This is a genomic window from Pseudomonas sp. Marseille-Q5115, from assembly GCF_916618905.1.
In the GTDB taxonomy this organism is placed as follows: Bacteria; Pseudomonadota; Gammaproteobacteria; order Pseudomonadales; family Pseudomonadaceae; genus Aquipseudomonas; species Aquipseudomonas japonica_A.
In genome coordinates, this window is the sequence record NZ_CAKAKI010000001.1 from 1,826,477 (window position 1) to 1,839,701 (window position 13,225).

Genomic DNA, 13,225 nt, shown 5'->3' on the forward strand with positions numbered 1-13,225 from the left:
TGCTAACCCGTAGCAGCGAGCCTTGGCCGCGACCGGGCCGCATGGGCCGCAGTCGGGGATGGTTCGGTCACGCCATGCCCGGAAGCTCATGGGGGCGCAGATCGAACACCAGCACCTCTGCGTTATCGCCTTCGGTCAAGGCCAGGGTGCGTTCATTGCGTACGCGCACGCCGTCGCCTTCCACCAGTTTCTGCCCATTGAGGGTGATGCTGCCTTGGGCCACGTGAACATAGGCGTAGCGGTCTTCGGCCAAGGTCAGCTCGGCGCGTTCTTCGCCGTTGAACAAGCCGGCATACACGCGGGCATCCTGGCGAACCGACAACGAACCGTCCGTGCCCTCCGGCGAGATGATCAACCGCAGGCGGCCGCGCTTCTCTTCGTTGGTGAAGTGCTGTTGCTGGTAGCGCGGCTGGGCCCCTTGCACCGAGGGCACGATCCAGATTTGCAGGAAGTGCACCGGGGCATCGGCCGAGTGGTTGAACTCGCTGTGGGTGACGCCACGGCCAGCGCTCATCAGTTGCACGTCGCCAGGGCGGATGACCGAGCCGGTGCCCAGGCTGTCCTGGTGTTCCAATGCGCCTTCGAGCACATAAGAGAAAATTTCCATGTCCCGGTGCGGGTGCTGGCCAAAGCCTTTGGCCGGGGCCACGCGGTCATCGTTGATCACCAGCAGGTCGGAGAACCCTTGCTCGCGCGGGTCGCGATAGGACGCGAACGAGAAGGTATGGAAAGATTTGAGCCAGCCATGGTTGGCTTGGCCGCGTTCGTTGGATTTGCGCAGAGCGAGCATGTCGTGCACCTCGTGTGAGTGGGTATGGGGCTAGTGTACTGTCGCTCTGCAGATGTATTAAGTAGCTGAAACACGCCATACTGTCTCGTACACGTTGACAGTGAGTGCGCCATGAACCCATTCGAAGACATGCGGTTGTTTACCCAGGTACTGGAGTCCGGCAGCTTCACGGCTGCAGCGGAGCACCTTGGGGTTTCCAAGCAATTGATCAGCCGCCGGGTGATGCAGCTTGAGGAGCGCCTCGGGGTACGCCTGCTTAACCGCTCCACCCGCAGGCTGGATGTGACGCCGCTTGGCCATGCCTACCACGAAGCGGCATTGCGCCTCCTCAATGAAGTGGAACAGGTGGAGCAGAGTATCGCCGGTGAGCATGGCCAGCCCCGCGGTACCGTTCGCTTGAGCGCGCCCTTGTCGTTCGCGGTGGAGCATCTGAGCGGGTTGTTTCCGCTGTTCATGCAGCGCTATCCGGACGTAAGCGTGGAAGTGGACTTGAGCGACCGCTCCGTGGACCTGCTCGCCGAGGGCTTCGACATGGCCCTGCGCATCGGCGACCTGGAAGATTCCAGCCTGATCGCCCGGCGCATCGCTCAGGTGGAGCGGGTATGGGTATGCAGCCCGGAGTACCTGGCAGCCCGTGGCGAACCGGATAACCCCGCCGCCTTGGCCGGCCATGAGTGCTTGCCGTACGGGCATGGTCGTACGTCCCAGTGGCGCTTCGAGCGGGAGGGGAAGGCGCAGGTGGTGCACGTGAGCGGGCGATTGCGCGCCAACAATGGAGAAGTGTTGCGCGACGCGGCTGTCGCTGGGCTGGGTATTACCTACCTGCCGCTCTTTATTGTGCGTAACGCCCTGGCCGAGGGCCGCCTGGTCCGGGTGTTGGATGAATGGCGGCCGCCGGCGCTGGCGTTGTCAGCGCTGTACCCCCAGCATCGGCAAGGCTCGAGGGCTGTGCAGGTGCTGGTGGAGTTTTTAAGGGAGCAACTGCAAGGCGCCTTATGATGACCTGCGCGAGCGCACGAGGAAGATCACCAGCCCCGCCAGGGGCAATGCCATGCCCAGCACCACCACGCCATGCCAGCCGGCGGCTTCGTACAAGCTACTGGCGAAGGCCGAGCCCAGCGCGCCGCCAATGAAGATACTGGTCACGTACAGCCCGTTGAGCCGCGCGCGGCTGCTGGCGTCCAGGGCGTAGATCACCCGCTGGCCGGTGACCATGCTCATTTGCACCGCAAAATCCAGAAGCACGCCCGTAAGCGCCAGCCACAGCACACCGCCGGGCAGTTCCCCCAGCAAAAAGGCGCAGGGCGCCATCACCAGTGCCAGCAGCGTAGCGGCCTGGCTATGCCCGGCATCCGCCAGGCGGCCGGCGACAGGCGCCGCGATCGCGCCCATGGCCCCCACCAGTGCGAACAGGGCGATCTGCGTCTGGCTCAAGCCATATACGCGGGACAGCTCCACCGGCACCGTGGTCCAGAACAGACTGAACGCGGCGAACATCAAGCCCTGGTACAAGGCGCGCTCGCGCAAGGCGGGGAAGCGCTTGAGCAATACCAGCATCGAATGCAGCAACTCTAGGTAAGTCGCGCTGTGCTCGGGTTGCCGACGGGGCAAGGTGAACATCAACAAGGCCAGGATGGCGACCATCCCCACCGCCGCCACTATGAACACCGCGCGCCAGCCCAGATGGTCGGCAATCACGCTGGCCAACGGCCGGGCCAGCAAAATGCCGAGCAGCAAGCCGCTCATGATATTGCCCACTACCCGGCCCCGAATGGCTTCGGGCGCCATGTGCGCAGCCATGGGAATAAGCATTTGCACTGCAACCGAGCTGAAGCCGATAAGCAGTGAGATCCCCAGGAATACCTCTGGCCGAGCCGTGAATGCCGCCCCCACCAGGCTCAATGCCGCTAATACCACGGTCGCAAGAATAAGCCTGCGGTTCTCCAGCAAGTCGGCCAACGGCACCAGCAGGAACAACCCCAGCGCGTAGCCGACCTGGGTCAGCGACACCACCAGGCTGGCCCCATGAGGGGAAAGGCCGATAGCGGGCGCGATCAACTCGATGATCGGCTGGCTGTAGTAGATGTTGGCAACAATCGCGCCGCAGCAGAACGCGAACAGCACTACCAGCGCGGGCGTGAGCGCCGCGTGGGCACGGGGGGTAGAGGTCATTTCCAGGTCCGGGATAGGAGGGTTCATTCAAGCATTGCTGGAGAGGCTTCTGGACATCACCACCAGCTCGGCAAACGATGTGGCGGCCATTTTCTTCATGGCGCGGGCGCGGTGGATCTTCACGGTGATTTCGCTAAGCCTGAGTTCACCGGCGATCTGTTTGTTCATCATGCCGCTGGCAGCGTAGTGCATCACCTGGCGCTCGCGCTCGCTGAGCAGGGCATAGCGGCAACGAAGCTCGGCTTCCCCTTTGCGTGCCTGGTGCTGCTGGCGCGCGGCCTGCAGCGCCGTGTCCACGGCCTGCAGCAGGTCCTGGTCGCGAAAGGGCTTTGGCAGAAAATCCACGGCGCCCGCCTTCATCGCTCGTACAGTCATGGGAATGTCCCCATGGCCGCTCATGAAAATCACCGGCAATGTCGCGCCCTGATTCGCCAGGTGCTGTTGTACCTCGAAGCCGCTGCTGCCGGGCAGTTGCATGTCAAGCAGGAGGCAACTGGGTACCTGCGGCAAGGGGGCTGCCATCAGTTGCGCGGCGCTGGCGAAGGTATCGACCGGGTGGCCGGCCGATCGAAGCAGGCGGCTGAGCGAGTCGCGCACCCTATGGTCGTCATCGACCACCAGCACTATGTGCGAGGTATCACCGGGAGCGAAGCCGGCGCTCATCGGGCCGCCTTTTTGCTGACCAGTGGAAGGCGAAAAACAAAGCAGGCCCCGCCTTGGGACGCATTGGTGGCGGATATTCGGCCACCCTGGGCTTCGATCAGCGACCTGCAGATGGACAGCCCCATCCCCAGGCCGTCCTGGCGGGTGCTGAAAAACGGCGTGAACAGGCCTGGCAATACGGAGGCCGGAATGCCAGCGCCGCCATCGCGGATGCTTACGCTGAGCCAAGGGCCTTGCACGCGGCTTTCGATGTACAGTTCGCGCGCCCTGGGCGCCACGCCGGCCATGGCCTGGCATGCGTTGATCAGGAGGTTGATCAGCACCTGCTGTACCTGCACCGGGTCGGCCAATACGCGTGCCTCCGCTGTGTCAAGGCCGAGCCGGGCGCGAACCCGGTGGCGGCTCAATTCGCCACGGATCAGGGCCAGGGTATCGGTGATCAAGGCGTCCATGCACAGGGATTGCCGCACAGGTTCACTCTTGCGTGCCAAGGCTCGAATGCGAGCGACCACTTCGCTGGCGCGGTGCGCATCCTCGGCCACTCGCTGCAGGGATTCACAGGCTTCCGCCAGCTCGGGCCGAGGGCGTTGAAGCCAGCGCAGGCCCGCGCCACTGTTATTGGCAATGGCGGCCAGGGGCTGATTCACTTCATGGGCAATCGAGGCCGCCAGTTCGCCGAGTGTGGTCACACGGCTGGCGTGGGCCAGCTGGGCCTGCGCTTCGAGCAACGCCTGGGTGGCGCGCTTGCCGCGCAGGGCCAGGAGCGTTGTGATGCCGATGGCGGCCAAACTTATGATGCATCGCGCCCAGGCGGCTGCAGTGTCTACCGCCGGATGGCCATGTACCAGTGCAAACGCCAGCAGCGTAAGCCCTGCGCAAGCGGCGGCCACCCACAGCAGGGTTTTCGCCGAGCTTCGATTTGCGAGCATCAGCAGTACCGCGACATAAAGCACCGCAACGGCGGTGTCCAGGCGGGTAGCCGTATCCACGATGAAGATACAGCAGGCTACCAACAGGGCAGTGAAGCCCCAAAGGCCCTGCCACTCCATGGAGAGGTGCCGGCGAATGCCCAGGCTGGTCATAGGTTTGGCCCCGAAGCGAAAGGGTGAGCGCAATGGCCTGTGGCGGCAGGCGTGGCAAAACAGCCGGGTTTGGAGTTCCGCTATTTCATAAGTCGTTACAGAATAGTCGCAAATGTATCGTGTTTGCGGCGACGTTGCTACCTCGTGCCATGTGTGCGTGCTAGAGCGGCTGGGCGGGTAGCGGCGAGAGCATCGAGGCCGCCAGCAGCTCCCGGGTATAAGGGTGCTGGGGCGCCTCGAACAGCTCGTGGCTGGGGCCGCGCTCCACGACCTGGCCGTCTTTGAGCACGATGATGTCGTGTGCCAGGGCGCGCACCACGGCCAGGTCATGGCTGATGAACAGGTACGTCAGCCCGTGGCGCTCCTGAAGCTGACGGAGCAGGGCCACTACCTGCTTTTGCACGGTGCGGTCCAACGCCGAGGTCGGTTCGTCCAGAAGAATCAACTCAGGCTTGAGCACCAGCGCCCGCGCGATTGCGATGCGCTGGCGCTGCCCACCAGAAAACTCATGGGGATAGCGGTCCCGGGTGCTCGGGTCAATGCCCACTTCACGCAATGCCTGCGCGACCACGTCCTCGCATTCACGTGCACTGGCGTCCAGGTGCACCTCAAGGCCCTCGGCGATGATCTGCCCCACCGACATGCGCGGGCTGAGGCTGCCATAGGGGTCCTGGAAGACTACCTGCATCTTTTTGCGCCACGGCCGCATCTGCTTCTGGCTCAGCCCATGCAGCTCATGCCCTTGGAAGCGAATGCCACCCTCGGCGTCGATCAGCCGCAGAATCGCCTGGCCCAGGGTTGACTTGCCTGAGCCGGACTCACCCACAATGCCCAGGGTTTTGCCGCGTTCCACCGCGAGGCTTACGCCATCCACGGCTTTCACATGGCTCCAAGGCTTGCGAAACAACCCGCCGCCAAGGGCGTACCACACCTTCAGCCCGCTCACATTGAGCACTTCTTCACGGGTGTCTCGGGGCAGGGCCTCGCCGGCGGGTTCGGCATCCAGCAACAGCCGGCTATAAGGGTGCTGCGCCGCGGTGAACAATTGCTCGCATGGCGCCTGCTCGACGATTTCCCCACCACGCATCACGCACACCCGTTGGGCGATGCTGCGTACCAGGTTAAGGTCATGGCTGATCAACAGCAGCGACATGCCCAGGCGCTGTTGCAGCGACTTGAGCAGGGCAAGGATCTTGCGCTGCACGGTCACGTCCAGCGCTGTGGTGGGCTCGTCGGCGATCAGCAGTTCCGGCTCGCAGGCCAGTGCCATGGCGATCATCACCCGCTGGCGTTGGCCGCCCGACAACTGATGAGGGTATGCCTTTAGGCGAGCACCCGGGTTGGCGATGCCCACCAGTTCCAGCAACTCAAGGATACGTGCCTTTGCCGCCTTCCCGGCAATGCCTCGATGCACCAGCAAGGTTTCGCCGATCTGTTGCTCTACCGTGTGCAATGGGTTGAGCGAGGTCATCGGCTCCTGAAAGATCATTGCGATGCAATTACCGCGTATATCCCGCAGGGTTTTGTCATCGGCCCCAATCAGCTCCTGCCCGCGGTAGCGGATGCTCCCTTGGCTGTGACTACCGTTGGCGGGGAGCAACTGAAGAATGGCGTTGGCGGTGACCGACTTGCCAGAGCCAGACTCGCCCACCAGCGCCAGGCATTCGCCAGGGCGAATATTCAGCGACAGGTTACGCACCACCGGTTCACCGTTGAAGGCGATCCACAGGTCACGGATTTCGATCAGGTGTTCGCTCATCAGAAGCTCCGGTCAGGCGCGAGGGTCAAAGGCGTCGCGCAGCGCTTCGCCGATAAACACCAGCAGGCTCAAAATAACCGCCAGCGAAAAGAACGCAGTGAGCCCCAGCCAGGGCGCCTGCAGGTTTTGCTTGCCCTGGGCGATCAGCTCGCCCAGCGAGGCGCTGCCGGCCGGCATGCCGAAGCCGAGAAAGTCCAGTGCGCTGAGCGTGGTAATGGCGCCCGTGAGAATGAACGGCAGGTAACTGAGGGTTGCGTTCATGGCATTGGGCAAAATGTGCCGCACGATCACGGTGCGGGTGGGCAGGCCCAGGGCGCGCGCCGCTTTCACGTATTCCAGGCTGCGCCCGCGGAGGAATTCCGCCCGCACAACGTCCACCAGCGCCAGCCATGAAAACAACGTCATGATCCCCAGCAACCACCAGAAGCCCGGCTCCACGAAACCGGACAGAATGATCAACAGGTAAAGCACAGGCAGCCCCGACCACACCTCCTGCAAACGTTGCCCGAACAGGTCTACCCAGCCGCCGTAATAGCCTTGCAAGGCCCCGGCGGCCACCCCAATCAGCGAGCTGAGGACAGTAAGCGCCAGAGCGAAGAGGATCGAGATGCGGGCACCATAAAGCACCCGTGCCAGCACGTCGCGCGCCTGGTCATCGGTGCCGAGCCAGTTGATGCCCGTGGGCGGGCTGGGGGCAGGGCGGGACAGTTCGTAGTTAGGCGTGTCCGGGCCGAAAGAAATGGGTGGAAACAGCATCCAGCCGTCTTGCTCGGCCACCAGCTTGCGCACGTAGTCGCTGCGGTAGTCGGGCTGGAACGGCAGCACGCCGCCCAGCTGCTGCTCGGTATACCGCTTGAACACCGGGAAGTAATAGTGCCCGCCGGCCTTGAGCACCAGCGGCTTGTCGTTGGCCACCAGCTCGGCGCCCAGGCACACCACAAACAGGCCCAGGAACAACCATAACGACCACCAGCCACGGCGGTTTTTGCGAAAACGGTGAAGGCGCCGCTGCGCCAAGGGGGACAGGCGCATCAAGCGTTCCTCGAAAAGTCGATACGAGGGTCTACCAGGGTGTAGCACAGGTCCCCTACCAGTTTTATCAGCAGCCCGAAGAGGGTGAAGATAAACAGCGAGCCGAACACCACCGGGTAGTCACGCGAGACGGCGGCTTCGTAGCTCATGCGGCCCAGGCCATCCAGAGAGAAGATCACTTCCACTAGCAGAGACCCGGCGAAGAACACGCTGACGAATGCCTGGGGCAGGCCGGCCACCACCAGCAGCATGGCGTTGCGCAGTACATGCCCGTATAGCACCCGGCGCTCGCTCAGGCCCTTGGCGCGCGCGGTGACGACGTACTGGCGGGTGACCTCGTTGAGGAAGGCGTTCTTGGTGAGTATGGTCAGGCTGGCGAAGCCGCCAATGACCAGCGACAGCACTGGCAGCACCAGGTGCCAGAAGTAATCGGCGATCTTGCCCAGCGTGGACAGTTGGTCGAAGTTGTCGGACACCAGCCCGCGCACCGGAAACCAGTTCAGGCCAGTGCCTCCGCAGAACACCACGATCAACAGCATGGCGAACAGGAAGGACGGCATCGCGTAGCCGACGATCACCGCGCTGCTGCTCCACACATCGAAGGGGCTGCCATGGCGTACAGCCTTGCGGATGCCCAATGGGATCGACACCAGGTAGGTAATGAGCGTGGCCCAGAAGCCAAGAGAGAGGGTGACCGGCATCTTGTCCAGGATGAGGTCCGTTACCTTGGCACCGCGGAAAAAGCTGTCGCCGAAGTCAAACACCGCATAGTGCTTGAGCATCAGCCAGAGCCGCTCGTGGGCCGGCTTGTCGAAACCGTACTGGCGTTCGATGTCCTTGATCATTTGCGGGTCCAGCCCACGGCTGGCGCGGGAGCTGCCCTGAGCTGAATCACCGCCACCGCCGCCAGCCGGGCTACCGCCCACACCTTGCAGCCGGGCAATGGCTTGCTCGACCGGCCCACCGGGCGCGGCCTGCACGATGACGAAGTTCACCAGCAGGATCACCAACAGGGTAGGGATGATCAACAGCAGGCGTCGCAGGATGTACAGGGTCATGGTCGCGCTCCCGTGGCCTTGCGCTGCGCCATCTGTTCGGTAGTGAGGGCCGTGGGGCTGACTTCCCACCAGGTTTCCGGTGCTTCGTCGTATGCCGCCTGAATGTCAGGTATGCCAAACCGGTTCCACCACACCGTGGATGTTCCCGGCGGGTAGTAATTGGGAATCCAGTAATCGTTCCATTGCAGCACCCGGTCCAAGGCATGGGCGTGATTGACCATGTCGTCGAAATTCGCGGCTTTCACCACGCCATCGATCAGCTTGTCCACAGCGGGGTCGCGCAACACCATGTAGTTGCCCGAACCGGTATCGGTGGCGGCGGAAGAACCGAAGTAGTTCACCAACTCAAGGCCTGGCGATGCAGACACCGGATAGCCGGCCACGATCATGTCGTAGTCCCTGGCCATCAGCCGATTGAGGTATTGGGAGGGATCGATGCGGCGGATTTGAAGGTCGATGCCGATTTGCGCCAGTGTGCGTTTGTACGGCAGTAGCAGGCGCTCGAGGCTGCTTTGGGCATTGAGAAAGGTAAACGTGAGGGGTTCGCCGTTGGCATTTACCAGCCGATCGCCGTCCGGGTGCCAGCCCGCGTCGGCCAGTAGCTGCAGAGCTTGCAATTGCTTGTCGCGAATGAAGCCTGTGCCGTCGGTTTTGGGTGCCTGGAACGCCGCGCCGAATACTTCGTCCGGCACCTGCCCGCGCAGGGGTTCAAGAATCTTCAGCTCGGCAGGCGTAGGCGGCTGTGTGGCCGCCAGCGGGCTGTTGGAAAAAAAGCTTTGCTGGCGGATGTACACGTTGCGCATCAGTTGACGGTTGCTCCACTCGAAATCCCAGAGCATGGCCAGCGCGCGGCGTACCCGACGGTCCTGGAACACCGGCCGGGCCAGGTTGAACACGTAGCCCTGTGCCGGCTGCAAACCCTTGGGGGCCAGGTGTGCCCGTTGCAGGCGGCCATCGTCCAAGGCAGGCCCGGCGTAACCGATGGTGTAGGCCGTGGCAGAAAATTCCCGGTTATAGTCGAAGCCGCCGCCGCGCAATACTTGCCTGGCAACTTCGATATCACCGAAGTATTCCACGCTGAAGTGATCGAAGTTGTACATGCCGCGGGCCACCGGCAGGTCCTTGCCCCACCAGTCCGGATTGCGTTCAAAGGTAATGCTGCGGCCGTTGTCTACCTTGCCCACCCGATAAGGGCCGCTGCCCAGAGGGGCTTCAAAACCTCCCCCATTGGCAAAATCCCGGCTTTTCCACCAGTGCTCCGGGAACACCGGCAAAGCGGCCACGTCCAGTGGCAACGTACGGTTGTCACGGTTCTTGAAGTCAAAGCGCACTTGGCGCTCGCTCTCCACGACTACCTGGCTTACGTCCGCGAACTGCGCGCGGTAACGCAGGCTGCCTTGGGTCATCAGCAGGTTGAAGGTGTAACGTACGTCTTCGGCGGTAATCGGCGTGCCGTCGGCGAAGCAGGCATTCGGGTCGAGGTAGAAGCGCAGGGTCAGGCCGTCCGGGCTCAGCTCCATCGCCTTGGCCACCAGGCCGTACACGGTGTAAGGCTCGTCCAGCGAGCGGGTGGCGAGCGGTGAGTACACCAGCCCGTCGATCTGGGAAACGCCGATGCCCTTGTCGATGTAGGGCATGAGGTGGTCGAACTGGCCGATGTCCGTGGCCGAGCGCCGGAAGCTGCCGCCCTTGGGCGCATCAGGGTTTACATACTCGAAGTGTTTGAAGCCCTGAGGGTATTTGGCCGGTTCGCCGTAGACCGTCAGCGCTGGCGCGGGTGCTGCGAGGGCGGCGTTGGCCGCACACAGCGCAAACATGCAAAGGAAGGAGATGAAAACCGATCGCATTGGCTACCTTGAGCGGGTCCGCGAGAAATGTCCGGTTGCCATCATGCACGTTCGTGTACAGAAACAAAACGGCTCGCCAACGGCTTGCCAACGGCGGGCGGTGGGCAAGCGGTGGGCGAGCCGTTGGCGAGCCGTCATTCAGCGTAGCGGCGATCAGTCCTGGCGGCTGGTCACTTCCAACAGGTGATAACCGAACTGGGTTTTCACCGGGCCCTGTACGGTGTTGACCGGAGCGCTGAACACCACGGTGTCGAACTCCTTGACCATCTGGCCTGGGCCGAACGAGCCCAGATCACCGCCCTGACGGCTGGAAGGGCAGGTGGAGTTGGCTTTGGCGACTTCGGCGAAATCGGCGCCGCCTTCGATCTGGGCCTTGAGTTCGTTGCACTTGTCTTCACTGGAAACCAGGATGTGGCGTGCGGTGGCTTTGGCCATGGGAAGTACCTCTCGATAAATGAACGCAACAGCCTAACCCGCGCGGGCCCCTGAGGCCAGCGCGATCAAGTGTTCAGCGTCGAGCGCTTGCTGCGATCAGCGCGGCTTCGGTGGCTTCCCAACCCAGGCAGCCATCGGTGATGGACACGCCGTAGCGCAATGCGCCCCCCGTGCCTTGCGCGCCCTCGAACAGGTGGCTTTCGAGCATTACGCCGATCAGGTCGCGGTTGCCCTCGCGTCGCTGGCGGATGACCTCGGCAAGCACCTCGGGCTGACGCAGGGGATTCTTGCCGCTGTTGGCATGGCTGCAATCCACCATGATCCGAGGCGCCAAGCCCGCCTTTAGCAGCTGCGACCGGGCCGCTGCCAGGTGCGCCTCGCTGTAGTTGGGGCCGTTATGGCCACCGCGCAGTACCAGATGGCAATCCGGGTTGCCTTGGCTGCGCAGGATCGCCGGATGGCCATGCAGGTCCAGGCCGAAGTGGCGATGCGGATGGGCCGCGCTGCGGATGGCATCGTAGGCTACGCCCAGGGAACCGTCGGTGCCGTTCTTGAAGCCCACTGGCAGCGCCAGCCCGCTGACCATTTCCCGGTGTACCTGGGATTCAGTGGTGCGCGCGCCCACTGCGCCCCACGCAAGCAGGTCGTCGAAGTAGGGGGTGGCCATTGGCTGAAGCAGCTCGCCCGCCAGCGGCAGGCCAAGGTCCAGCAGGCCGAGCATCAATTCGCGAGAGAGGGTAAGCCCCAGCAGCATGTCGTCGCTGCCGTCCAGGCGGGGGTCGTACAGCAAGCCTTTCCAGCCCACCGTCGTGCGGGGCTTTTCTATGTAGGCCCGCATCACAATCAATAAGTCGTCTTTCAAGGCTTCGGCGAGCCGGGCAAGGCGCTGGCCGTATTCAAGCGCCGAGGCGGGGTCGTGAAGGGAGCAGGGGCCTGTGATGACCAGAAGCCGGTTGTCGCGGCCGTCGAGAATGTTGCGCACCTGTTGGCGCTGCTCTGCCACGCGTGCTTCCAGCGTGCTGGATAGCGGCAGGGCCTGGCGTAGCGCGTAGGCGCTGGGAAGTCGCTGGCCGACGCCTTCATTGCGCTCGGCATCAAGCGTGGGGGCGGCCGTAAGGGCGGTAAGGCACGGGGTAACGAGGGTGTTCATGGGCGATCCTTTTGCCCGCTGCGTTTCAGGCACGCAAGCGGGTAGTCAACGGTGTTCGTAAGCGCAGGTTCGCGCGGGCAAGGGCTTCGCCACCTGATGTGGACCGGTCGGAGGCGGCGTGCTGTACCGAACGGGACGCGCTAAATCGCCAGGCGTAAACAGTGCTGGTGCGGTAAGTGGCGTAATACATGCTGTGAACTCCAAAGTTACAAGGGATGAAAAAGCAAAACCCCCGATCGGGTGGCCGACCGGGGGTTTCGAAAAACGTTGGCAGGCTACCCGGATGCTGGGCGCCTGTATCGGGGAGTCAGGCGCGCGTTTGGCTAAACCAGTAACCAAAATACGAGCAGGCATAAGCGGCCGCGGCGCGCACGGCTACGCCGGCCATGATGGCAGCGTGAGCGACAATACGAAGGGCCTTGGGCATGCTAGTGTCTCCTGATGAGGTTTCGGAGCTTACTGGAGCCGATTGGCAATCGCAATGCCCGTAGTCTCTGTTACGGCCAGGCAGTGGAGCAGCGCATGATCGTCGAGTTTCAACCCGCGGCGGAAGCCGACCTGGCGTTCGCCCGCACGTTGGCACGGCGCACTATGATGCCGTACTACACCCGTCACGGCCTGCTATGGCGCGACAGCGACTTCGATGATGGCTGGGGCTGGCGGGAAAACTACATGCTCCATCATCAAGAGGAGTTACTGGGCTTCGTCAGCCTCAGCGTAGATGCGCGTGCGTTGTACATCCGCGAACTGCATCTGCTGGAATCGGCACGAGGGAGGGGCGTAGGGTCGGCGGTGCTTGATCGAATGCTGGCGCTGGCCGCGCGCCGACACCTGGGGCTACTGCGCCTGATGGTGTTCAAGGACAACCCTGCGCAGAGGCTCTACGCCCGCAAGGGGCTGCAGGTGGTTGGCGAAGATCCATGCTTCTGGCGCATGCAAAAGCACGTGGAGGCACCCGGATCGGTGCTTCCGCGATAAGTGCGATACAAAATACTTAGGTGTACAGGTTGTCGCATTCTGTACAATTCTTGTCGCGCGCCGAGCGCTTTCAGCTACCCTTCAACCGACCGGTGACCCATGTCGCACATACAGTGCGGGCAACCGCGGCCGATAGTACTGATGCAACAAGTATGTCGTCGCGTTCATGTGTGCCGGTGGCTACCTGTTCGCACTGATGTCTGCGTTCCGGGAGCCTACCCGGATCACCGGGCAAGGATGCTTTTCATTTCAGGTTGTC

The 13,225-nt window shown here is 62.9% G+C and carries 12 protein-coding genes; 2 read left to right on the forward strand and 10 right to left on the reverse strand.

Going from position 1 to position 13,225, the window contains the following annotated elements:
- Positions 1 to 67 precede the first annotated feature (67 nt).
- Positions 68 to 790 (reverse strand): pirin family protein, encoded by a 723-nt coding sequence (locus LG385_RS08530; RefSeq protein ID WP_225773911.1) that lies wholly within the window; start codon positions 788 to 790, stop codon positions 68 to 70.
- Between the two features lie 111 nt (positions 791 to 901).
- Here LG385_RS08530 and LG385_RS08535 point away from each other — a divergent pair, with 111 nt between their 5' ends.
- On the forward strand, positions 902 to 1,789 hold the full coding sequence (locus tag LG385_RS08535) for a LysR family transcriptional regulator (protein ID WP_225773912.1): 888 nt from the start codon (positions 902 to 904) through the stop codon (positions 1,787 to 1,789).
- Here the strand turns inward: LG385_RS08535 and LG385_RS08540 are convergent.
- The 9 genes from LG385_RS08540 to LG385_RS08580 all read right to left on the reverse strand — a co-directional run bounded on the left by LG385_RS08540 (position 1,784) and on the right by LG385_RS08580 (position 11,988).
- A complete protein-coding gene (locus tag LG385_RS08540) occupies positions 1,784 to 2,989 on the reverse strand; it encodes an MFS transporter (RefSeq protein WP_225773913.1) in 1,206 nt (401 codons plus the stop codon). The two genes, LG385_RS08535 and LG385_RS08540, sit on opposite strands and share 6 nt — an antisense overlap.
- Positions 2,990 to 3,625 carry a response regulator transcription factor gene (locus LG385_RS08545; protein ID WP_225773914.1) on the reverse strand — a complete coding sequence of 212 codons (636 nt, stop codon included), beginning with the start codon at positions 3,623 to 3,625 and terminating at the stop codon, positions 2,990 to 2,992.
- On the reverse strand, positions 3,622 to 4,707 hold the full coding sequence (locus LG385_RS08550) for a sensor histidine kinase (RefSeq protein WP_225773915.1): 1,086 nt from the start codon (positions 4,705 to 4,707) through the stop codon (positions 3,622 to 3,624). Before LG385_RS08550 ends, LG385_RS08545 begins: the two co-directional genes overlap by 4 nt.
- A gap of 160 nt (positions 4,708 to 4,867) precedes the next feature.
- A complete protein-coding gene (locus LG385_RS08555; RefSeq protein WP_225773916.1) occupies positions 4,868 to 6,466 on the reverse strand; it encodes an ABC transporter ATP-binding protein in 1,599 nt (532 codons plus the stop codon).
- Positions 6,467 to 6,478: 12 nt separating this feature from the next.
- Entirely contained in the window at positions 6,479 to 7,501 is a 1,023-nt protein-coding gene (locus LG385_RS08560) for an ABC transporter permease (protein WP_225773917.1), read from the reverse strand.
- Positions 7,498 to 8,556, reverse strand: a complete 1,059-nt coding sequence (locus LG385_RS08565) for a microcin C ABC transporter permease YejB (protein ID WP_225773918.1) — start codon at positions 8,554 to 8,556, stop codon at positions 7,498 to 7,500. Before LG385_RS08565 ends, LG385_RS08560 begins: the two co-directional genes overlap by 4 nt.
- Entirely contained in the window at positions 8,553 to 10,403 is a 1,851-nt protein-coding gene (locus LG385_RS08570; protein WP_225773919.1) for an extracellular solute-binding protein, read from the reverse strand. The genes LG385_RS08565 and LG385_RS08570 overlap by 4 nt, the downstream gene beginning before the upstream one ends.
- 153 nt (positions 10,404 to 10,556) lie before the next feature.
- Complete coding sequence (locus LG385_RS08575; protein ID WP_181111874.1) at positions 10,557 to 10,838, reverse strand: peptidylprolyl isomerase; 282 nt, start codon at positions 10,836 to 10,838, stop codon at positions 10,557 to 10,559.
- A 73-nt stretch (positions 10,839 to 10,911) separates the two neighbouring features.
- Entirely contained in the window at positions 10,912 to 11,988 is a 1,077-nt protein-coding gene (locus LG385_RS08580; RefSeq protein WP_225773920.1) for a 3-deoxy-7-phosphoheptulonate synthase, read from the reverse strand.
- Between the two features lie 522 nt (positions 11,989 to 12,510).
- On the opposite strand from LG385_RS08580, the gene LG385_RS08585 reads away from it, so the two are divergent.
- Complete coding sequence (locus tag LG385_RS08585; protein ID WP_225776197.1) at positions 12,511 to 12,966, forward strand: GNAT family N-acetyltransferase; 456 nt, start codon at positions 12,511 to 12,513, stop codon at positions 12,964 to 12,966.
- Positions 12,967 to 13,225: the final 259 nt, after the last annotated feature.

What these genes read in the sequence shown, in the direction of transcription:
- LG385_RS08530 (WP_225773911.1), bottom strand. Translation starts at nt 790, where the DNA reads ATGCTCGCTCTGCGCAAATCCAACGAACGCGGCCAAGCCAACCATGGC.
- LG385_RS08535 (WP_225773912.1), top strand. Translation starts at nt 902, where the DNA reads ATGAACCCATTCGAAGACATGCGGTTGTTTACCCAGGTACTGGAGTCC.
- LG385_RS08540 (WP_225773913.1), bottom strand. Translation starts at nt 2,989, where the DNA reads ATGAACCCTCCTATCCCGGACCTGGAAATGACCTCTACCCCCCGTGCC.
- LG385_RS08545 (WP_225773914.1), bottom strand. Translation starts at nt 3,625, where the DNA reads ATGAGCGCCGGCTTCGCTCCCGGTGATACCTCGCACATAGTGCTGGTG.
- LG385_RS08550 (WP_225773915.1), bottom strand. Translation starts at nt 4,707, where the DNA reads ATGACCAGCCTGGGCATTCGCCGGCACCTCTCCATGGAGTGGCAGGGC.
- LG385_RS08555 (WP_225773916.1), bottom strand. Translation starts at nt 6,466, where the DNA reads ATGAGCGAACACCTGATCGAAATCCGTGACCTGTGGATCGCCTTCAAC.
- LG385_RS08565 (WP_225773918.1), bottom strand. Translation starts at nt 8,556, where the DNA reads ATGACCCTGTACATCCTGCGACGCCTGCTGTTGATCATCCCTACCCTG.
- LG385_RS08570 (WP_225773919.1), bottom strand. Translation starts at nt 10,403, where the DNA reads ATGCGATCGGTTTTCATCTCCTTCCTTTGCATGTTTGCGCTGTGTGCG.
- LG385_RS08575 (WP_181111874.1), bottom strand. Translation starts at nt 10,838, where the DNA reads ATGGCCAAAGCCACCGCACGCCACATCCTGGTTTCCAGTGAAGACAAG.
- LG385_RS08580 (WP_225773920.1), bottom strand. Translation starts at nt 11,988, where the DNA reads ATGAACACCCTCGTTACCCCGTGCCTTACCGCCCTTACGGCCGCCCCC.
- LG385_RS08585 (WP_225776197.1), top strand. Translation starts at nt 12,511, where the DNA reads ATGATCGTCGAGTTTCAACCCGCGGCGGAAGCCGACCTGGCGTTCGCC.